Source organism: Comamonas sp. NLF-1-9 (genome assembly GCF_019195435.1).
GTDB lineage: Bacteria > Pseudomonadota > Gammaproteobacteria > Burkholderiales > Burkholderiaceae_C > Comamonas_C.
The window spans coordinates 1,420,613-1,442,536 of sequence record NZ_CP078069.1 but is presented as its reverse complement, the minus strand read 5'-3'; the positions used below and the strand labels follow the sequence as shown (position 1 = coordinate 1,442,536).

Annotated in this window: 14 protein-coding genes; 5 read left to right on the top strand and 9 right to left on the bottom strand. The window is 64.1% G+C overall.

Going from position 1 to position 21,924, the window contains the following annotated elements:
* Positions 1-15 precede the first annotated feature (15 nt).
* The 5 genes from guaD to xdhA are packed head-to-tail and all read right to left on the bottom strand — an operon-like array spanning position 16 to position 7,613.
* The gene (guaD, locus tag KUD94_RS07000; RefSeq protein WP_218239071.1) at positions 16-1,290 is read right to left on the bottom strand and encodes a guanine deaminase; all 1,275 of its coding nucleotides are present in this window, start codon (positions 1,288-1,290) and stop codon (positions 16-18) included.
* 7 nt (positions 1,291-1,297) lie between these two features.
* Positions 1,298-2,590, bottom strand: a complete 1,293-nt coding sequence (locus tag KUD94_RS06995; protein ID WP_218239070.1) for an NCS2 family permease — start codon at positions 2,588-2,590, stop codon at positions 1,298-1,300.
* A gap of 38 nt (positions 2,591-2,628) precedes the next feature.
* Complete coding sequence (locus KUD94_RS06990) at positions 2,629-3,606, bottom strand: LysR family transcriptional regulator (protein WP_370625891.1); 978 nt, start codon at positions 3,604-3,606, stop codon at positions 2,629-2,631.
* 15 nt (positions 3,607-3,621) lie between these two features.
* The gene (gene xdhB / locus KUD94_RS06985; protein WP_218239068.1) at positions 3,622-6,051 is read right to left on the bottom strand and encodes a xanthine dehydrogenase molybdopterin binding subunit; all 2,430 of its coding nucleotides are present in this window, start codon (positions 6,049-6,051) and stop codon (positions 3,622-3,624) included.
* Positions 6,052-6,062: 11 nt separating this feature from the next.
* A complete protein-coding gene (xdhA, locus tag KUD94_RS06980; protein ID WP_218239067.1) occupies positions 6,063-7,613 on the bottom strand; it encodes a xanthine dehydrogenase small subunit in 1,551 nt (516 codons plus the stop codon).
* 367 nt (positions 7,614-7,980) lie between these two features.
* Between xdhA and KUD94_RS06975 the strand changes: the two genes are divergently transcribed.
* From KUD94_RS06975 to KUD94_RS06955, 5 genes are all read left to right on the top strand, one after another.
* Positions 7,981-11,271: a helicase-related protein gene (locus tag KUD94_RS06975; protein ID WP_218239066.1), complete on the top strand. Its 3,291-nt coding sequence runs from the start codon at positions 7,981-7,983 to the stop codon at positions 11,269-11,271.
* Positions 11,268-11,945 (top strand): DUF4391 domain-containing protein, encoded by a 678-nt coding sequence (locus tag KUD94_RS06970; RefSeq protein ID WP_218239065.1) that lies wholly within the window; start codon positions 11,268-11,270, stop codon positions 11,943-11,945. Before KUD94_RS06975 ends, KUD94_RS06970 begins: the two co-directional genes overlap by 4 nt.
* Positions 11,946-11,983: 38 nt before the next feature.
* Positions 11,984-13,939, top strand: a complete 1,956-nt coding sequence (locus KUD94_RS06965; protein WP_255569152.1) for a site-specific DNA-methyltransferase — start codon at positions 11,984-11,986, stop codon at positions 13,937-13,939.
* A 9-nt stretch (positions 13,940-13,948) separates the two neighbouring features.
* A complete protein-coding gene (locus KUD94_RS06960) occupies positions 13,949-15,613 on the top strand; it encodes an RNA-binding domain-containing protein (RefSeq protein ID WP_218239064.1) in 1,665 nt (554 codons plus the stop codon).
* 123 nt (positions 15,614-15,736) lie between these two features.
* The gene (locus KUD94_RS06955; protein WP_218239062.1) at positions 15,737-18,808 is read left to right on the top strand and encodes a type III restriction-modification system endonuclease; all 3,072 of its coding nucleotides are present in this window, start codon (positions 15,737-15,739) and stop codon (positions 18,806-18,808) included.
* Positions 18,809-19,027: 219 nt separating this feature from the next.
* Here the strand turns inward: KUD94_RS06955 and KUD94_RS06950 are convergent, their stop codons facing one another.
* The 4 genes from KUD94_RS06950 to tsaE all read right to left on the bottom strand — a co-directional run bounded on the left by KUD94_RS06950 (position 19,028) and on the right by tsaE (position 21,923).
* Entirely contained in the window at positions 19,028-19,483 is a 456-nt protein-coding gene (locus KUD94_RS06950) for an Lrp/AsnC family transcriptional regulator (RefSeq protein WP_218239060.1), read from the bottom strand.
* A gap of 205 nt (positions 19,484-19,688) precedes the next feature.
* Positions 19,689-20,027 (bottom strand): cupin domain-containing protein, encoded by a 339-nt coding sequence (locus KUD94_RS06945; RefSeq protein ID WP_218239059.1) that lies wholly within the window; start codon positions 20,025-20,027, stop codon positions 19,689-19,691.
* A gap of 19 nt (positions 20,028-20,046) precedes the next feature.
* Positions 20,047-21,450: an N-acetylmuramoyl-L-alanine amidase gene (locus tag KUD94_RS06940; protein WP_218239058.1), complete on the bottom strand. Its 1,404-nt coding sequence runs from the start codon at positions 21,448-21,450 to the stop codon at positions 20,047-20,049.
* Positions 21,435-21,923, bottom strand: a complete 489-nt coding sequence (gene tsaE / locus KUD94_RS06935; protein ID WP_218239057.1) for a tRNA (adenosine(37)-N6)-threonylcarbamoyltransferase complex ATPase subunit type 1 TsaE — start codon at positions 21,921-21,923, stop codon at positions 21,435-21,437. Before tsaE ends, KUD94_RS06940 begins: the two co-directional genes overlap by 16 nt.
* Position 21,924: the final 1 nt, after the last annotated feature.

The window sequence follows — 21,924 nt, the reverse complement described above, 5'->3', positions numbered from 1 at the left end:
TGTTTCAGGCTCGCACTACGCCGTCACCACGTGCTCGACCACGCGGTCGTCGCCGAGCACGATCAGCGCAAACAACAACTCCTGCAGGTTCTGCGCACGCCTGGCCTTGCGTGCCAGCAGCGGGATGGCATCGGGGTTGAGCACCACGAAGTCCGCCTCGGTGCCTGCGGCCAGCGTGCCGATGCAGCCTTCCAGTCCCAGCGCGCGCGCCGCGCCGCCAGTGTGCAGCCACCACAGCTCGGAAGGCGCGAGCGACAGCCCCGGCTTGCTCTGTCCCTCGCGGCCGATGAAATAGCTTGCGAGCATGGTGCGAAACGGCGAAAAGCTGGTGCCCCCGCCGACGTCGCTGGCCAAGCCGTGCAGCATGCCCGCGGCCCGGGCGGCGCCAAAGTCGAAGAAGCCGCTGCCCAGAAAGAGGTTGCTCGTCGGGCTCACGGCGGCGGCGCTGCAGCTTGCGTGCATCAGCGCGCGGTCGTCGGCGTCCAGGTGGATGCAGTGCGCGTACACCGCGCGTGCGCGCAGCAGCCCGAAGTCTTCGTAGACCGACAGATAGGAGCGCGACTGCGGAAACAACTCGCGCACCCAGCGCACCTCGTCGCGGTTTTCCGCCACGTGCGAGTGGATCCAGGTGTCGCCGTAGCGCGCGGCCAGCTCGCCCGCGCCGCGCAGCTGCGCCTGGCTGCTGGTGGGCGCAAAGCGCGGCGTGATGGCGTAGCCCAGGCGGTCCTTGCCGTGCCAACGCCGGATCAGGGTTTCGGTGTCTATGAGGCTTTGCTCGGTCTCGTCACGCAGGCCGTCGGGCGAATTGCGGTCCTGCAACACCTTGCCGCCCATCATGCGCAGGCCGCGCTTTTGCGCCTCATGGAAAAAGGCATCGACCGAAGCCGGGTGCGCGGTGGCAAAGGTGAGCGCGGTGGTCACGCCGTTGCGCAGCAGCTCTTCGAAGAACACGTGCGCGACCTCTGCGGCGTAGGCCGGGTCGCAAAAGCGCGTCTCCGCCGGGAAGGTGTAGTTCTCCAGCCAGGGCAGCAGGCCGTCGGCGGGCGAGCCGATGATGTCGGTCTGCGGGTAGTGCACGTGCATGTCGATGAAGCCGGGCGCAATCAGCCGCCCCTGCCAGTGCGTCAGCGCGACGCCGGGGTGGCGCGGCGCGACCGCGCGGTAGGGGCCGGCGTCAACGACGCGCTGCACGCCGTCGCTGCCGGCCTGCGTCACCAGCAGGCCGTCGCTCTCGTAGAGGGCCTGACCCTCGCCGTCAAAGCGCAGCAACTGCGCGCGGTAAGCTTTCATGGACGCTTCAACCTCCGACGTAGAAGAACTTGAACAGGAAGACCAGCGCGATCAGCCAGACCATCCAGTGCACCTCGCGCACCCGGCCGGTGAACAGCTTGATCGCGGCGTACGAGATGAAGCCGAACGCCAGGCCGTTGGCGATGGAGTAGGTGAAGGGCATCATCAGCGCGGTGACTGCGGCCGGGATCACCTCGGTGGATTCGCCCCAGTCGAGCTCGGTGAGGTCGCGCATCATCAGGCAGCCGACGAAGAACAAGGCCGGCGCCGTGGCGTAGGCCGGCACCGCACCTGCGAGAGGCGCTATGAACAACGCAGCAAGAAAGAGCACCGACACGGTCATCGCGGTGAGGCCGGTGCGCCCGCCCGCCTGCACGCCAGAGGCGCTTTCCACATAGGCGGTGGTGCTGGAGGTGCCGAGCAGCGAGCCGGCAAAGATGGCGGCGCTGTCGGCAAACAGCGACTTGTTCAGCCGGTCCATCTTGCCCGGCACCAAGAGGCCCGCGCGGCGCGCCACGCCCATCAGCGTGCCGGTGGCGTCGAACAGCTCTACCAGAAAGAACACCAGCACCACGTTGAGCAAGCCCTTGGTGAGCGCGGTGTGGATGTCCAGCTTGAACAGCGTCGGCTCGATCGAGGGCGGCGCCGAGAAAACGCCACGAAACTCGTTGCCGCCAAACAGGAAGGAGAGGATGGTGACCGCGATGATGCCGATCAGAATGGCGCCGCGCACGCGCATGCGGTCCAGCGCCACCATGATGAGAAAGCCGATCACGGCCAGCACCACGCTGGGCTGGTGCAGGTCGCCCAGGGTAACGAGCGTGGCATCGTTGCCGACCACGATGCCCGCGCTCTTGAGTGCGATCAGCGACAGGAACAGCCCTATGCCCACGGTGATCGCCATGCGCAGCGACTGCGGTATGCCATTGATGATCAGGCTGCGTATGCCGGTGAGCGTGACCACCAGGAACAGGCAGCCCGAGATGAACACCGCGCCCAGCGCCGCCTGCCAGGTAAAGCCCATGTGCAGCACCACGGCGTAGGCGAAATAGGCGTTCAGCCCCATGCCCGGGGCCAGCGCGATAGGGTAATTGGCGTACAGCGCCATCACCGCCGTGCCCAGCGCGGCGATCAGGCAGGTGGCGACGAAGACCGAATCCTTGGGCATGCCTGCGTCGCCCAGGATGGCCGGGTTGACGAAGATGATGTAGGCCATAGTCAGGAAGGTGGTCAGGCCCGCGATCAGCTCGGTGCGCACGTTGGTGTCGTGCTCCTTGAGCTTGAAGAGTTTTTCCAGCATCAGTTGTCTCCTTGTGTTGTGGCTTTGGTGCAGGGAAATCAGAGTTGCGCGATGGTCTGCTTGACGCGCTCGCGCAGCCAGCGCGCGCCGCTGGCGTGCTGGCTGCGGCTGTGCCAGAGCTGGTAGTAGTGCAGCGGCGGCATGGGGACGGGGCAGGGCACGATGGCCAGCGGCAGCTCGCGCGCCACGCGCTCGCAGTGCTGGCGCCCGGTGGTCAGCACCAGGCGGCTGTGCGCCACCATCTCGGGAATCAGCCCGAAATAGGCGCTGCGCACCACGATGCGCCGCGCCAGGCCCTGGCTGCTCAGCACCTGGTCGATGATGCCGCGCGCGCCCGGGTAGGTGGGCATGGGCGCGACGTGCTCGGCCGCAAGCCATTGATCGGCGCTCCAGCCGCTCTGGGCCGCGGGATGGTCGCGGCTCACGAGCGAGACCACTTCGTCGCTGAAGAGCTGGGCGATGTGCAAGTCGTCGGGCGGCTGCAGCCAGTTGCCTATGACCAGGTCGACCTCGCCCTGGGCAAGCTGGGCGCGGTAGTCGGCCTCGCGCGTGAGCGCATGGATTTCCACATGCGCAAGTGGCGCCAGGCGCTTGATGTCGGTGACCAGGCGCGGCAGGAACAGCGGGTCCAGATAGTCGCTGGCGGCAATGTTGAAGGTGGCGGTGCTGGTTGCGGCGTCAAAGGCGCGCGCCTCGGTGAACAGGGTCTGGGCGGCGCGCAACACCGCGGCCGCGGGTTCGAGCATCTGCTGGGCGACGTCGGTGACCACCATCTCGGCGCCGCTTCGCACCAGCAGCGGGTCGCCGGTGAGATCGCGCAGGCGCTTGAGCGCGGCCGAGACGGCCGGCTGGTTCATGCCCAGGCGCAGCGCCGCGCGCGAGACGCTGTGCTCTACCAGCACGGTGTGCAGCACGCGTATCAGGTGCAGGTCCACGCGGTCGAAGAAGGCGCGGTCCACCCCCGGGTGAACCGCGCCGCTGGCTGTCGGTGGCGCCTGGGGCTGCTCCATCGGCATCGGCGGCGAAGGGTTTCAGGCGGCTTGCACGGCGGTGACGGCGCGCAGGATGGCCTCGCTCGTGGCGGGCACCGACAGCGGCGGGTTGCGGCGGTGCTCGCCCACGGCGGAAATGGCGTCGCGGATCGCGAAGAAGACCGAGAACGGCAGCAGCAGCGGCGGCTCGCCCACGGCCTTGCTGCGGTGGATCGCGTCCTGCAGGTTGCGCCCTTCAAACAGCTTGACGTTGAACACCGGCGGGCAGTCGTTGGCTGTCGGAATCTTGTAGGTGCTGGGCGCGTGCGTCATGAGCATGCCGCTCTTGGGGTGCCAGACGAGCTCTTCCATGGTCATCCAGCCCATGCCCTGGATGAAGCCGCCTTCGATCTGGCCGATGTCCACCGCCGGGTTGAGCGACTGGCCCACGTCGTGCAGCAGGTCGGCGCGCAAGAGCTTCCATTCGCCGGTGAGGGTGTCGACCACGACCTCGCTCACGGCCGCGCCGTAGGCGTAGTAGTAGAAGGGGTGGCCGGTCATGGTCTTGGGGTCCCAGGAGAGGCCGGGCGTGGCGTAGAAGCCGTCGGACCACAGTTGCACGCGGTCCAGGTAGGCGTCGGCCACCACGGCGCTGAAGTCCAGTTCCTTGCCCGCGACGAAGACCTTGTCGTTGGCAAAGCGCACTTCGGTGCTCTTGCCGCCGTGGCGCTGGGCTGCGTTGATCGCCAGGCGCTCGCGGATTCTGCGCGCCGCGTCCTGCGCCGCCTTGCCGTTGAGGTCCGAGCCGGTGGAGGCGGCGGTGGCCGAGGTGTTGGCTACCTTGCTGGTGTCGGTGGCGCTCATGCGCACGCGCTCGAAGTTCACGCCCAGCTCGTGCGCCACTACCTGCGCGACCTTGGTGTTCAGGCCCTGGCCCATCTCGGTGCCGCCGTGGTTTACCAGGATGGAGCCGTCCAGATAGACGTGCACCAGCGCGCCGGCCTGGTTCAGGTGCTTGACGTTGAAGCTGATGCCGAACTTCACCGGCGTGAGCGCCAGCCCCTTCTTGAGCGCCGGGCTGCCCGCGTTGTAGGCGGCCACCTCGGCGCGGCGCGCCTGGTAGTTGCTGTCGCGCTCGAGCTGCTGCACCACCTCGTGAATGATGTTGTCTTCCACGGTCTGGCGGTAGGGCGTGGTGTTGCGCTCGCCGCGGCCATAGAAGTTGGCGCGGCGCACCGCCAGCGCATCCTTGCCCAGATTGCGCGCGATGCTGTCCAGGATGTATTCCATGCAGACCGCGCCCTGCGGCCCGCCGAAGCCCCGGAACGCCGTGTTGCTCTGGGTGTTGGTCCGGGCGCAAAAGCCGTGCATGGCGACTTCGGGCAGCCAGTAGGCGTTGTCGAAGTGGCAGATGGCGCGCGTCATCACCGCGGCCGACAAGTCGGCCGAATGCCCGGCGTGCGAGACCATCTGCAGCGCGACGCCGAGCACGCGGCCCGCATCGTCGTAGCCCACGTCGTACTCGTACCAGAAGCCGTGGCGCCGGCCGGTGATCATGAAGTCGTCGTCGCGGTCCAGGCGCAGCTTGACCGGGCGATTGAGCAGCCGCGCGGCGATGGCCGCAATACAGGCGAACTGGGCCGACTGCGACTCCTTGCCGCCAAAGCCGCCGCCCATGCGCCGGCATTCGACCAGCACCGCATGCGCCTGGATGGCCAGCGCGTGTGCAACCAGGAATTGCATCTCGCTCGGGTGCTGCGTGGAGCAGTGGATGTGCATGCCGCCGCCCTCCTTGGGCAGGGCGTAGCTGATCTGGCCTTCCAGGTAGAACTGCTCCTGCCCGCCCACGTCCAGGCTGCCGGTGAGCCGGTGCGGCGCCTTTTCGATCGCCGCGCGTATGCCTGCCTCATCCAGCCCGCTGCTGCTCCTCGTCAGGTGCATGGGCGCCACCACGTATTGCTGCTTCTCGTGCGCTTGGCGCGGGGTCAAGACCGGCTCGGCCGCCTCGGTCTTGAGCACCGTCTTGGCCAGGGCTGCGGCGCGGCGCGCCTGGTCGCGCGTTTGGGCCACCACGGCGAACACCGGCTGGCCGAGGTAGCGGATCTCGCCATCGCAGAGGATCGGGTCGTCGTGCAGCACCGAGCCGCAGTTGTTCTCTCCGGGGATGTCGGCAGCGGTCAGCACCCGCACCACGCCGGGCATGGCGCGCACGGCGGCCAGATCGCTCTGCAGCAGGCGGCCCGCCGCCACTGGCGACAGACCGAGCGCGCAGTGCAGCGTGCCGGCCAGCTCCGCGATGTCGTCGCAATACGTGGCGCTGCCGCTCACGTGCAACTCGGCCGATTCGTGCGGGCGGCTCACGCCCACGCGGGCACCGGCATGCAGCGCGCTGGCCTCGGCCTGCGCATCGGTGCGCGCATCGCGGTTGTGCTGGTAGTCGGCAAAGGGCGCGTCGCGGCGCAGCAGTTCTTCGGCAATACGGGTATTCATGGCGGTCTCCTTCAGGCGCTGACCACGGCGTGCGGCATTGCGTGGAACACGCTGGCGGCATCGGGGGCCAGCGGCGCCACGGGGCGGGTTTGCAGCCACAGGCGCTGCAGCAGGTTCTGCGCTACCTGCAGCCGGTAGCCGCTGCTGGCGCGCATGTCGGTCAGCGGAGAAAAGTCGCTGGCCAGTGCCTGCTGGGCGGCCTGCACGCGCTCTTGCGTCCAGGGCTGACCCAGCAGCGCGGCTTCGGCTGCGCTTGCGCGCTTGACGATGCCGGCCATGCCGCCATAGGCCAGGCGCACGCTGCGCACCGTCTCGCCGTCGAGCTCCAGCGCCATGCCGGCGCACAGGGCGGAGATGTCGCAATCGAAGCGCTTGCTGATCTTGTAGCCGTGCACCTGGCGCGCAAAAGCCGCGAGCGGCACGGTGATCGCCTGCAGGAATTCGCCCTCTTGCAGGGCGTTCTTCATGTAGTCCAGGTAGAAGTCGGTGAGCGCCAGCGTGCGCAGCGCCTTGCCGCGGCGCAGCTCGACGCTGGCGTCCAGCGCCATCAGGATGGGCGCCGAGTCGCCAATCGGCGAGCCGTTGGCCACGTTGCCGCCCATGGTGCCCGCATGGCGTATCGGCACCGAGGCAAAGCGCAGCCACACGTCCATCAGGCTGGGCGCGCGGCGCACCAGCGCGCGCCAGGCGTCTTCCAGCGGGGCGCCCGCGCCAATCCAGAGCGTGTCGCCGCGCTCCTCGACGCGCTGCATCTCTTGCACCCGGCCGACGTAGATCAGATCGCCCACATCGCGAAACTGCTTGTTCACCCACAGGCCGATGTCGGTCGAGCCCGCGAGCAGCCGCGCCTGCGGCTTGGCTTCGCGCAGCTCGGCCAGCTCGTCCAGCGTGCGTGGGGCGTGGAAGTGGTCGGTGCGCGCTCCTTGTGCCGTCACGCGCGCTGCGGCGTAGTCCAGCGCGCTGGCGCGCTGCAGGCTCTGGAGCGCATCCACCACCGCCTGGCGCTGCAGTCGCGCTTCGGGCAGATCGAACATGCGCTGGCCCGCATCCAGGATGGGGCGGTAGCCGGTGCAGCGGCACAGATTGCCCGAAAGCGTGTCCGCCAGTTCCTGGCGGCTCGGGCGCGTGCCCTGGTGCATGTGGTTTTCATAGCTGCCCCAGAGCGACATCACGATGCCCGGCGTGCAAAAGCCGCATTGCGAGCCGTGGCACTCCACCATGGCCTGCTGCGCCGGGTGCAGCGTGCTCTTGCCGTCTGCGGCCGGCGGCGCAAGCGCCGCCAGGTCTTCGACCGTGAACAACGCCTTGCCGTCGAGCGTGGGCAGAAACTGGATGCAGGCATTGACCGAGCGCAGTTGCAGCGCGCCTTGGGCGTCGAGCTCGCCCAGCACCACGGTGCAGGCGCCGCAGTCGCCTTCGTTGCAACCTTCCTTGGTGCCCGTCTGGCGGCGCTCTTCACGCAGCCAGTCAAGCACCGTGCGGGTAGTGCTTGCGCCATCGACCTGCACGATCTGGCCGCCGTAATAAAAGCGCAAGGGGGAGGGGCGGGCGATTTCGGTCATGGCGGTCTCTGTTCTGGAGCGATCGGCGTGCAAGGCCGGCGCGGGAATGCACCTGTCGATGGTGCGGCCTTTTGCTTCGGGTTTCCATAGCGGCCGCACCATATTGAACATATGCGCAAGCCCATAACACCTGGGTTTACCCTGACAAAACACGGTTCCGCTCCCGGTTCGTGATGGCATGGCCAACGGATTGGGGCGAGCACGCATCTCTGATTGCTACTTCATCGATAGCTTGCCCCACAATACAGACAGGGGACTCGGCCTGTTTTTATCGATGAATTCTGGCTATCCTCAAACTGGTAGTCTTGTCCGGGCGTGCGGGCTTGCTTGGACAATATGACCAACAAGGATTGGGGGTAAGAGGCTGATGGAACTGATTGACAACATCAGTCGTTTGCTGGGCGACGATCTCAAACAGACCGTCCGGCCAGGGGCGCGGCTGAAGATCGCGGCCTCGTGCTTTTCAATGTACGCCTTCGAGGCCTTGAAGGCCGAACTCGAAAAGATTGACGAGCTGAATTTCATTTTCACCTCGCCCACTTTCACGGCCAGCGAGGTGACCGACAAGATACGCAAGGAGCGCAAGGAATTCCACATCCCCAAGCTCGACCGCGAGCGCAGCCTCTACGGCAGCGAGTTTGAAATCCAGTTGCGCAACAAGCTCACCCAGCGGGCGGTGGCCAAAGAGTGCGCCGACTGGATTCAGCGCAAGGCCAGCTTCCGCAGCAATCGCAGCAAGGCGCCCATGCAGCAGTTCGCCTGCGTGCAGGCGGGTGGCACAGACACGGCATACATGCCCCTGCATGGCTTCACTGCCGTCGATCTGGGCTACCAGCAGGGCAATGCCGTCTCCAACCTCGTCAACAAAATGGACGAGGCACCATTTGCAGCCACCTACCTGAGCCTGTTCGACCAGATCTGGAACGACCCCGAGAAGCTGGAAGACGTGACCGCGCAGATCTGCGAGCACATCGCCTCGGTCTACCAGGAGAACTCGCCCGAGAGCATCTACTTTCTGATGCTCCACAACATCTTCAGCGAATTCCTGGACGAAATCGACGAGGACGTCCTGCCCAACGACCGCACGGGCTATCAGGACACGCTGATCTGGAACAAGCTCTTCAACTACCAGCGGGATGCGGCCAGCGGGGTCATCAACAAGCTGGAAACCTACAGTGGCTGCATCCTGGCCGACAGCGTGGGCCTGGGCAAGACCTTCACCGCCCTGGCCGTGATCAAGTACTACGAGCTGCGCAACCGGTCGGTGCTGGTGCTGTGCCCCAAGAAGCTGGCCGACAACTGGCTCAACTACAACCGCAACCTAAAAACCAACATCTTCGCCAGCGATCGTTTCAGCTACGACGTCCTTTGCCACACCGACCTCTCGCGCACCAGTGGCGAATCCTTCGGCACGCCGCTCAACCGGATCAACTGGGGCAACTACGACCTGGTCGTCATCGACGAGTCACACAACTTTCGCAACAACGATGCATACAAAGACAAGGAAACGCGCTATCAGAAGCTGATGAACAAGGTCATCCGCGAAGGCGTGAAGACCAAGGTGTTGATGCTCTCGGCCACGCCGGTCAACAACCGTTTCAATGACCTGCGCAACCAGCTTGCGCTGGCTTATGAGGGTGACTCGGAAAACCTGAGCAAGAAGCTGCGCACCAGCAAATCGGTAGAGGAGGTCTTCCGCAACGCGCAGAAAGCCTTCAACGCCTGGTCCAAACTGCCGCTGGAAGAGCGCACGCCACGCGCCATTCTGGATGCGCTCGATTTCGATTTTTTCGAGCTGCTGGACAGCGTCACCATCGCGCGCTCGCGCAGGCACATCCAGACCTTCTACGACACCCGGGACATTGGCCACTTCCCGGAGCGCCGCAAGCCCTTGTCGTTCCATTGCGCCTTGACCACACGCCCGGACGTGATGGGCTTCAATGACATATTCGAGCAACTGACCCGGCTCAAGCTCGCCGTGTATGCCCCCGTCAGCTACATCCTGCCCAGCCGCCTGCGCAAATACGAAGAGCTGTATGACACCAAGGTGGGGAGCAAAGGCACGCTGCGCCAAGCCGACCGCGAGAAGAGCCTGCAAGCCCTGATGACGGTCAATTTGCTCAAGCGGCTCGAAAGCTCCGTCCAGTCATTCCGGCTCACGCTGCAATCGCTGCAAGCCAACCATCAAGACATGCTGACCAAGATTGCAGCCTTCAACCAGACCGGTAGCGCTGCCAGCGTGGCCGACCTGACCGAGGCGCTGCAAGACCTCGACGCCGAGGAAGACGACCTGCTCGACGAACTCGGCCAAGGTGCTGGCACAGACATCGGCGGCAAGGTCAGGATCAACCTGGCCGACATGGATCTGCCCTCGTGGGAACACGACCTCAAGGGCGATCTCGCCACCATCGGGGCGCTGCTGGCCTCGATGGCCAAGATCACGCCTGAAGACGACGCCAAGCTCCAGCACCTCAAGGGCCAGGTGCTCGGCAAAATCGCCAGTCCCATCAACCCCGGCAACAAAAAAATCCTGATCTTCACCGCCTTTGCCGACACCGCCGACTACCTCTACGCCCATCTGGCACCCGCCCTGCAGGCCCTGAAGATGCACTCCGGCAAGGTCACGGGCAGCGACCGGCCCAAGTCCACACTGCCCACCGCGTATGACTTTCAGGAACTGCTAACGCTGTTCTCGCCGCGCTCGAAAGAAAAAGCCGTCGTGCTGCCCGGCGAACCGGCCGAGATCGACCTGCTCATCGGCACCGACTGCATCTCCGAAGGCCAGAACCTGCAGGACTGCGACTGCGTCATCAACTACGACATCCACTGGAACCCGGTACGCATCATCCAGCGCTTTGGACGCGTGGACCGCATCGGCTCGCCCAACGCCAGCATCCAGCTGGTCAACTATTGGCCCGATATCTCGCTCGACGAATACATCAAGCTCAAGGAGCGCGTCGAGAGCCGGATGACGATCGTCGACGTCACCGCCACTGGCGACGACAACGTGCTGTCCGCGCAGGCCAACGACGTGTCCTACCGCAAGGAGCAACTGCGCCGCCTGCAGGAAGAAGTCATCGAGCTGGAGGATTTGAAGACCGGTGTCTCCATCACCGACCTGGGCTTGAACGACTTCCGCATGGATTTGCTGGGCTACGTCAAGACCCACGGCGACCTGAACAAATCGCCCAACGGCCTGCATGCCGTGGTGCGCGCCAATGCCGATCTGGGCCTTGCGCCCGGCGTCATCTTTACCCTGCGCAACCGCAACGCGGGTGTCAACCCGCCCGCGCACCTGCCGCAGCACAACTGGCTGCATCCGTACTACCTCATCTACATCAGCCGCTCGGGCGAAGTCGTCCACGATCACACCGAAGTCAAGCGCCTGCTCGATCTGGTGCGCAGCTGCTGCAAGGGCCAAGACACGCCCATCACCCAAGCGACCCAGGTTTTCAACAAAGAGACCGCCGAAGGCCGGCAGATGCAGCGGTACTCTGACCTGCTCGGCAAGGCGATTCGCTCCATGGTCGAAGTGAAGGAAGAGAAAGATCTGGACAGCCTGTTCTCCGGCGGCAAGACCACGGCGCTGACCAACACCATCTCCGGCCTGGATGACTTCGAGCTGATCGCCTTTTTGGTGGTTCAGGAGGCCGAATGACGGTGCCTGCCCATCCGGCGCTGATCGATTACCCGGCGCAAGCCGCGTTTGGCCGCCCCCTTCCGAAGAACAAGATTTACGAACACGCCGCAGCCAACACCCGGCTGAAAGACCTGTTCGTCAAACAGGTGGAACAAATCGTCTGGGCCTTCAAGCTGGCCCCGGAAACGATCAACCTGCCCGAGCGGCCAGGCGTGCTGGAGATCCAGGTCTTCAGCATCCAGCTCAAAACCCCGGAGCTGCACCGCGACGTGCTGCGCGCCATCGACGGGGCGATAGCCTCGCCCATCGTGTTCGAACTGGGCTTTGACGGCAAAACGCAGGTGGTGGCCGCCTGCAAGCGCCCCAACGAGGCCGACGCCAGCCGCTGGGTGCTCTCCGACTACTTCGCCACGGGCTGGCTGCCCGCCGCTTGCGCGCGCAGCGCCCTGCCCGTGGCCCTGCACATGGGCGGCCTGTACGAGCAACTGCTGCACCGCCTGATTCCCCTGCCGGCCCGCCCGCAGGAAACGCTGGCCGCGCTGATCGCGCGCGTGGAGCAGGCCCAGGCCATGCAGCGCGAGCTGGACAAGGCCATGGCCCGGCTGGCCCGGGAAAAGCAATTCAACCGCAAGGTGGAGATCAACGCCGTCGTGCGGCAACTCCAATCCGAACTCGACAGCCTCCGCCGGTGATGGGCCGGCAGCGGCCCGGACGGCAACAGGACAGAAACATGGAAAAACTCAAGATGCATTCGCCCAACCTGACGGAAGACAACATCGCGCGCCTGCGCGAGCTGTTCCCCGGCTGCGTGACGGAGGCCCGGGGCGAGGATGGCCGCGTGCGGCTGGCGGTGGACTTCGACCAGCTCAGGCAGGAGCTGTCGGGCACGCTGGTCGAAGGCCCGCAGGAACGCTATCACCTGAACTGGCCCGGCAAGCGCGAGGCGCTGCTGACGGCCAATGCGCCGATTGCCAAGACGCTGCGCCCCTGCCGCGAAGAGAGTGTGGATTTCGATACGACCAAGAACCTGTTCATCGAAGGTGACAACCTGGATGCGTTGAAGCTGCTGCAGGAGACTTATCTGGGCAAGGTGAAGATGATTTATATCGATCCGCCGTACAACACTGGAAAGGATTTCGTTTACGAGGACGATTTCAGCTCTGATACCGAGAGCTACTTGGTTCGATCGAACCAGATAGACGAGGCAGGCGACCGGCTGGTGGCTAACACCGAGGCAAATGGGCGATTCCACTCGGAATGGCTGAACATGATCTATTCCAGGTTACGTCTTGCGCGAAACCTACTTGCTGAAGATGGGGTGATCTTCGTTTCGATTGACGACAACGAGGTTGACAACCTTAGAAAGGTATGTAGCGAGATATTTGGCGAAGGAAATTTCATTGCACAGATCGTCTGGGAAGGCGCTAACAAGAACGATGCGAAGCAAGTAGGCGTGTCGCACGAATACGCCCTTGTGTATGCAAGGGAGAGGAGCGCCGTCCCAAGAAACTGGAGCATCCGCAAGGAAGGCGTGGATGAGGCGTTAGCCGAAATCGCCAGACTCAAGATTAAGTACGGCGCGGACTACGAATCCGCATCAAACGACTTGGCTGGATGGTTTCGCTCCATGAAGGCCAAAGCAGTCTTCGGTCTACGCCGGTTTCGACACATAGATACCAGGGGCGCCTATAAGGAGGACGATCCTACGGCACCAGGTGGGCGACGCTTCCAACTTATAAATCCGAAGTCAGGTGAGCCCATACCGTTGCGTCGCAACCGCGGATGGAGCTTCGATCAGAACGAGTTCAATCGGTTGGTCGAAGAGGGGCGCGTCAGCTTTGTTACGCCAACCAGTGTCATGATCCGACGGTACCTCCATGAGACAGATGCGCTCACGCCGCCTAGTGTTTTCTACCAGCCGGCACGCTCGGCATCAGAACGGCTCGCAGCGCTGCTAGGTCCCGGCATCTTCGACTTCCCGAAGGATGAGGCGGTCATTGCCAAGTTTATTGAGATGGCAACGACCGGATCTGCCGATGACTGTATCGTTATGGATTTCTTTGCAGGATCGGCAACGACGGCGCACGCTGTATTCCAATTAAACGCTGAGAGCGGGAAGCGGCTGAGGTTCGTGCTCGTCCAATTGCCTGAAACCTGTCCAGAGACATCCTTTGCAATGACGGCGGGCTACCGAACAATTGCTGATGTAGCAAAGGAGCGAATTCGCCGTGCAGGCAAAAAAGTCGCTGATAACCTCGCTACCGGCAACTTAGACACCGGCTTCCGCGTCCTCAAAATCGACACCTCCAACATGGCCGATGTCTATTACGCCCCGGATGCACTGGACAAGGCCAGCCTCGATCTGTTCGTGGACAACATCAAGCCAGGTCGCACGCCCGAGGACTTGCTGTTCCAGGTCATGCTGGACTGGGGCGTCGACCTCGCCCTGCCCATCGAGACAAAGACCGTCCAGGGCAAGGATGTGTTCTTCGTCGACGGCAACGCGCTGGCCGCCTGCTTCGATGCCCAGGGCGGCATCGATGAAGATTTCGTGAAAGAGCTGGCCACGCACAAGCCGCTGCGCGCCGTGTTCCGCGATGCGGGCTTCAAGGACAGCTCGGTCAAGATCAACGTGGAGCAGATCTTCAAGCTGCTGTCGCCTGCCACCGAAGTGAAGAGTATCTGAGGGGGCGGCATGGATGCCCAGGAGCTGAAAGCCGTGCTGGAGCAACTGATCACCACCTGGGAGAACGAGGTGGTGGAGTTCAAGCAGGCAGGCAACGACTACAGCACCGATGAGATAGGCAAATATTTCTCGGCGCTGGCCAACGAGGCCAATCTGCGCGATGCCGAGGCCGGCTGGCTGGTGTTCGGGGTCAGCAACAAGACGCGGCGCGTGGTGGGCACGGACTACCGCCCGCAGGCCGAGCGCCTGCAGACGCTCAAGATGCAGATCACCGAGAACGCCCAGCCGCGCATCAGCTTTCGTGACATTCATGAGCTCGCGCATGCGGACGGGCGCGTATTGCTGCTGGAGATTCCGGCGGCTCCGCGTGGCATCCCGATTGCGTGGAAGGGCCACTACTACGCCCGCGCCGGCGAAAGCCTGACCTCGCTATCGCTGGACAAGCTCGACGCGATCCGGCGCCAGACGCTGGCGCAGGATTGGACGGCGCAAGTGGTGCCTGGCGCCACTCTGGCCGATCTGGATGAGGCCGCCGTGCGCAAGGCGCGCGAGTCTTTTGCCGGCAAGTACGCCAACCGCATCGCGCTGGAGGATGTGCTGGGATGGCCAACCAGCACCTTCCTGGATCGTGCGCGGCTGACGCAGGACGGGCAGATCACCCGCACCGCCTTGTTGCTGCTGGGCAAGGCCGAATCGGCCTACCGGCTTTCGCCCCACCCCGCGCAGTTGACCTGGAGCCTGGTGGGCCAGGAGCGCGCATACGAGCACTTTGGCCCGCCGTTTCTGCTGAGCACCACGCGCCTGTATCAGCGCATCCGCAATATCCAGTTGCGCATCCTGCCGCAGGACGAGCTGGTGCCGGTGGAGGTGCCGAAGTACGACCAGCGGATCGTGCTGGAGGCGCTGCACAACTGCATCGTGCATCAGGATTACCGACGCCATGGCCGGGTGGTGGTGATCGAGCAGCCGGATCGGCTGATCTTCGAGAACGAAGGCGGCTTTTTCGAGGGGCAGCCCGACGACTACATCCAGAACACGCGGCCGCCGCGGCGCTACCGCAACCCCTTCCTCGCCCAGGCCATGGCCGAGCTGAACATGATCGACACCATGGGCTATGGCATTCACGACATGTACAGCGGACAGGCCCGGCGCTACTTCCCGCTGCCCGACTACGATCTGAGCCAGCCCAACGCGGTGACGATGACGATCTATGGCGGCGTGGTGGATCTCGCTTATAGCCGCCTGCTGATCCAGAAGACCGACTTGCCGCTGACGGACGTGCTGGCACTCGACCGCGTGCAGAAGAAGCTGCCGATCCCCGACGAGGCTGCCGCGCGCCTGCGCAAGGCAGGTTTGATCGAGGGGCGCAAGCCGGGCTACTTTGTCTCGGCGGCGGTGGCAGCCGCGACGGCGAGCCAGGCCGAGTACATCCGCACTCGCGCCCAGGACGACGAGTTTTACGCCAAGCTGCTGACCGACTATCTGGAGAAATTTGGCAAGGCCAGCCGCGCCGAGATCAACAAGCTGTTGCTGAGCAAGCTGAGCGATGCCCTGACGGACGAGCAGAAATACAACAAGGTGAGCAACCTCCTGGGCAAGCTGCGCCGTCGCGGAGTGATCGTGAACACGGGATCGGACACGGCACCCTGCTGGCAGCTTGCCGAGAGAAATTAGACGTCTGCCGGCAAAAATCAGAGACCCGCCGAGAGCGGGCCAAGAAAATACAGATAAATCAAAGACTTACGCCTCTCGGCTGGCATGGCTTGCCAAGAGATTGCAACGACGAGACGCGACCGGATGAAGCTCAAATTCAAGACCCAGCCCTACCAGAGCGCCGCCGTGCAGGCGGTGGTCGACTGCTTCCACGGCCAGCCGCCCGCATCCACCGAGGCCGTCAGCTACCGCATCGACCCCGGCAAGGCCAGGAAGGGGACGGAAGACCTGTTTTCCGACGCCGGTTTCAAGAACGCCGATCTGGCGCTGACCGACCTTGCGCTGCTGGACAACATCCAGCAGGTGCAGCGCGGCCAGAACCTGCCGGTGTCTGATGCGCTGGTGAAGACGAAAGTGGCCAAGGTCAATCTCGACATCGAGATGGAAACGGGCACCGGCAAGACCTATTGCTACATCAAGACCATCTTCGAGCTGAACCGCCGCTATGGCTGGAGCAAGTTCATCATCGTCGTGCCCAGTATCGCCATCCGCGAGGGCGTGGCCAAGTCGCTTCAGATCACCGCCGAGCACTTCCTGGAGAGCTACCAGAAGAAGGCGCGCTTTTTCATCTACAACTCCAGGCAGTTGCACCACCTGGAGAGCTTTTCGTCGGATGCGGGCATCAACGTCATGGTCATCAACGTGCAGGCCTTCAATGCCACGGGCAAGGACAACCGCCGCATCTATGAAGAGCTGGACGACTTCCAGTCGCGCAGGCCCATCGACGTGATCAGCGCCAACCGGCCCATCCTGATCCTGGACGAGCCGCAGAAGATGGAGGGCGGCAAGACGCTGGATTCGCTGGTCAACTTCAGGCCGCTGATGGTGCTGCGCTACTCGGCCACGCACAAGACCACGCACAACAAGGTTCACCGGCTGGATGCGCTGGACGCATACAACCAGAAGCTGGTGAAAAAGATCGCCGTGCGCGGCATCGCGGTCAAGGGGCTGGCGGGCACTGCGGGTTACCTGTACCTGCAGTCCATCGAGATATCGACCAAAAGGCCGCCCGAGGCGCGCATCGAGTTCGAGCAGAAGCTGGCGGGCGGCGGCATCAAGCGTGTGGTGCGCAAGCTGGGCAAGGGCGTCAACCTGTTCGACCTGTCGGGCGGGCTGGATCAGTATCGGAATGGCTTTGTCGTGGCCGAAATTGACGCGAACACAGACACCCTGAGCTTCACCAATGGCGTTGAGCTCGCCGTAGGGGAAGCGACCGGCGACGTGACCGAGGCCGCATTGCGCCGCATCCAGATCCGTGAGGCCATCAAGGCGCACTTCGGCAAGGAGCAGGCGCTGTTTGATCAGGGCGTGAAGGTGCTGACCCTGTTCTTCATCGACGAAGTAGTCAAGTACCGCGACTACGCGCAGCCTGACGAGAAAGGCGAATACGCCCGCATGTTCGAGGAGGAGTACACGCAGCATCTGAACGAGGTGCTGGATCTGGTCGAGACGCCATACATCAAGTACCTAAAAGGCATTTCTGCCGACAAGACTCACAGCGGTTATTTCTCCATCGACAAGAAGAGCAAGCGGCAGGTGGATTCGACTGTTGCGGCGCGTGGCGAAAACGCGGGGCTGTCGGACGACGTGCAGGCCTATGACCTGATTTTGAAGGACAAGGAGCGACTGCTGTCCCTGGCCGAGCCGGTGCGCTTCATCTTTTCGCACTCGGCCCTGCGCGAAGGCTGGGACAACCCGAACGTGTTCGTCATCTGCGCCCTCAAGCACAGTGACAACACCATTTCGCGCCGCCAGGAAGTGGGGCGCGGGCTGCGCCTGTCGGTGAACCAGAGCGGCCACCGGATGGATCACCCGGCCACGGTACACGATGTGAACGTGTTGACCGTAGTAGCCAGCGAGAGCTACAAGGACTTTGTCGCTGGGCTGCAAAAGGACATCAGCGAATCGCTGTCCGACCGACCGCGCGTGGCGGACAAGGCATTCTTTACCGGCAAGGTGGTGACCACGGCCACCGGCTCAATGACTGTCACCGAAGATCAAGCAACCGATATCGAGTTCTACCTGATTCAGAACGGCTACGTCGACAAGAAGCGCAACATCACCGAGAAATACCATCAAGACAAGAAGAGCGGAGCCCTGGCTGCCCTGCCCCCCGAGCTGGCCTCATACGCCGAGCAGGTGTTCAAGCTGGTGGACAGCGTCTTCAGTGAAGCGCAGCTCATCCAGCCTGAGGATGAGCGCAAGCTCAGGAAGCTGGAGCCAAACGCCAACTTCGACAAGCAGGAGTTCAAGGCGCTGTGGAGCCGCATCAACCGCAAGGCAGCCTACAGCGTCAGCTTTGAGGAAGCCGAGCTGGTTCACAAGGCCGTGGCTGCATTGAATGCCAGGGACGCTGGCTTGCGGGTCACCCCGCTGCAATACACGATCCAGCGCGGTGAACAGGCCGACACCGTCACCTACGACGGCATCCAATCGGGCGAAGCCTTCAGGCTCAAGGCCACGGAAACGGAGGCCAACCGGCTGTCGGTGCATTCGGCCGTCCAGTACGACCTGATCGGCAAGCTGGCCGAAGGCACGCGGCTCACCCGTCGTACGGTTGCCGACATCCTCAAGGGCATGAACGCCGCGGTCTTCGCGCAGTTCAAGACCAATCCGGAGAGCTTCATCGCCGAGGCCATCCGGCTGATCAACGAGCAAAAGGCCACCGTCATCATCGAGCACCTGAGCTATGACCCGGTGGAGGACCAATTCGCCCTCGACATCTTCACCGCCGGGCAGACCAGGCAGGACTTCAGCAAGGCCGGCGACAGGCTGCAACGACACATTTACGACTATGTGCTGACCGACTCCAGCATCGAGCGCGAGTTCGCGCGCGAGCTGGACACCAGCAGCGATGTCGTGGTCTACGCCAAGCTGCCCCGCGGCTTCCTCATCCCCACGCCAGTGGGCGACTACAACCCGGACTGGGCCATCTCATTCCGGGAAGGCGCAGTCAAACACGTCTACTTCGTGGCGGAGACCAAGGGCTCGATGTCCAGCATGGAGCTGCGCGAGATCGAGAAGACCAAGATCGAATGCGCCCGCAAGTTCTTCGATGACATCAACCGGAAGTTTGCCCCGGAGCAGGTCAAGTACGACGTGGTGGACAGCTTCGGCAGGCTGATGGAGCTGGTAAGACCACGGCTGGAGAGTTGACTTGCCTGTGCCGTGGGGAATTTCTTCGGTCAAGAGCGCGTCTTTGCTGTTGTATTGATAGCTTGTTGCGCAGTGCAGGCAAGCGTTGAAGTCTGTTTTGTTGATAAATGCTGTCTGCCCTGACATCAAGACCATGCCCTGGTTGCACGTCGGTGCACGCGCATTTCCGGAGTCAGTGGCGCAAGGTCTTGACGATCAGCGCCACGTTCTCGATCAGGCCTACACCCCCAGCGGCAAATCGGCCGACTTGAGCGTGCGCAGCACGAAGCTTGACTGGCTGTGGCGTATGCCCTTGATCTTGTAGAGCTTCTCGCGCAGCAGGCGTTCGTAGTCGCGCGTGTCCTTGACGACGACGCGCAGCAGATAGTCGTACTCGCCCGAGACCAGGTGCGCTTCCACCACCTCGGGAATCGCGGCCAGCACCTGACCGAATTTTTCCAGCGTGTTGTCCGAATGGCTGTCCAGCGTGACCATGACCAGCACGGTCTCCGACAGGCCCAGCGCCTGCGGGTTCAGGCGCACGGTGTAGCCGGTGATGACGCCGGCCTCTTGCATCTTCTTGATGCGGCCCCAGCAGGGTGAGGGGCTCAGGCCCACGGCTGCGCCTATCTCCTGCAGGCTGGCGCGCGAGTTGGCCTGCAGCACGGAGAGAATTTTTCGGTCCAGGCGATCCATGGAACAGATTATTCCATGATATTCAATTTGCCAGATGGATTTTCTGAATTGCCGGCCAGATCGAACAAATTCAGAAAAACAAACTGCACCAGGCTGCGTACAGTTGCTCTCTGTCAAGGCGCTTTACCGAAGCGCACGCCCTTGCCAAGGCCCTGCCCGGTTACCGCCGGGTGGGGCGCTTGCTTTTCTGAAGTCTGCTTGCGGCTCAGGCCTCGCCCGCAAGCAGGCAGATGGTGAGCAGCAGCGAGGCATCGCGCGTGGCCCGCAGAGCGTGCGGGGCGCGCGGCTGCAGGTGGATCCAGTCGCCGGCGCGCAGCGGGCGCGGCTGGCCGGCGACGGTGAACTGCACCTCGCCCTCGATGCAGTACAGCGTGATCTCGCCCGGGGTTTCGTGCAGCGGCAGCTCGCTGCCTGCGGGCAGCACCACGCGCACGACTTCGAGCTGCTCGGCCTTGATGATGGCGTGGGTGCGGGTGTCGGCGATGCGTGCGCCCAGCGGCTGCAGGCTGACCACTTCGGACGAGAGGGCGTGAGGCAGGGCCATGGCGTGATTCCTGACAGGTTCAGATGGTGCGGCTGCGCGCCAGCGGCGGGTTCTTGGCGAAGTAGCGGCGGATGCCGCGCATCAGCGCATCGGCCAGCCGTTCCTGGTAGGCGCTCGAGCGCAGGCGCGCTTCTTCCTCGGGATTGCTGATGAAGGCGGTTTCCACCAGCACGCTGGGGATGTCGGGCGCCTTGAGCACCGCAAAGCCGGCCTGCTCCACCCGCGGCTTGTGCAGCTTGGCCATGGCGCCGATCTCGCCCAGCAGCACGCCGCCGAGCTTGAGGCTGTCGTTGATTTGCGCGGTGGTGCTCATGTCCAGCAACGCGCGCTGCACCTGGCGGTCTTGCACGCCGACGTTCACGCCGCCGATCAGGTCGGCCTGGTTTTCCTTGTTCGCGAGCCAGCGCGCGGCCGAGCTGGAGGCGCCGCTTTCGCTCAGTGCGAAGACGCTGGCGCCGCGCGCCGCGGGCGAGGTGAAGGCGTCGGCATGGATGGAGACGAACAGATCGGCCTGCACCCGGCGCGCCTTGGCCACGCGCGTGGCCAGCGGTACGAAGAAGTCGGCGTCGCGCGTCATGTAGGCGCGCATGGGGTTGCCTCCGATGGTGGTGGCGTTGATGCGCTCGCGCAGCAGGTGGGCGACCTTGAGCACCACGTCCTTTTCGCGCGTGCCGCCGGGGCCGATGGCGCCCGGGTCTTCACCGCCATGGCCGGGGTCGAGCGCGACGATGATGATGCGGTCGGTGCCGCGCACCAGCGCGGGCGCCGCCGGCGTCGGCGGCTGCGCCGGCACTGCCGGCGGCATGGCCAGCGGCTGGCCAGCGGCTGGGCTCGGGGGCAAGACGCCCGCAGCCGGCATGCTGGCGGCGGATTGGCGCTGGGCGATCAGCTCGCCCAGAGGGTCGGGCGCGGGCAGCGCCGCGGTGCTGGTGTCGAGCGGATGGCCCGCGCGCTCGGCGATCAGGCTGGCCAGCGGATCGGGTGCCTCGGCGGGGTAGAGGTCCAGCACCAGACGATTGCGGTAGGCGGCCACCGGTGGCAGCGAGAACACCTGCGGGCGCGCGTCGTGCTTGAGGTCGAGCACCAGGCGCACCACGCCGGGCTGAAACTGCCCGACGCGGATCGCGGCAATGTTGGGGTCGTCCGCGCGTACCTTGCCGACCAGCTCACGCAGCTCGGGGTTCAGGTCCATGCCGGCGATGTCCACCGCCAGGCGCGGCGGCTCGGGGACGAACTGCTGGGTGGCCGCGAGCGGCTGGTCCGACTCTATGGTGACGCGCGAATAGTCCTGCGCCGGCCAGATGCGTACCGCCACGATGCTGGCCCCGCGCGCCAGGTGCTGGCGGCCCAGCAGCAAGGCCAGCGTGCCGGCTTGCAACAGGGTGCGCCGCTGCAGGGGGGAGGGCTTCAGGGGTCTGCGCATGGTGGGGCCAGCTCGCTCAGCAGCGCGTGGCCCCGGGGAGTGGCCGCACGCAGCGTGACGCGCCTATTTTCATCATCCTCTACTTCAATTTCAAGGGCCAAATCCGCATCGGGCAAGCACTTTTGGGCATTTTGTGGCCATTCTGCCAGTTTCAGCCCGGGGCTGGCGAAGATGTCGCGAAAGCCCGCGTCCTCCCATTCGCGCGGATCATCGAATCGGTAGAAATCAAAATGCCAGATGGCCAGATCGCCCACGGCATAGGGTTCGACCACCGCATAGGTCGGGCTCTTGATGCGGCCGCTCACGCCCAGCGCGCGCAGCAGGTGGCGCACCAGCGTGGTCTTGCCCGCACCGAGCTCTCCCTGCAGCGCGATGAAGGCGTTCGCCAGTTGCGGCGCGCGCGCCAGGCGCTGGGCGAAGCGTTCGGTGTCGGCTTCGCAAGACCAGTGCAGCGTGAGGGTGGAGGGGGGCATT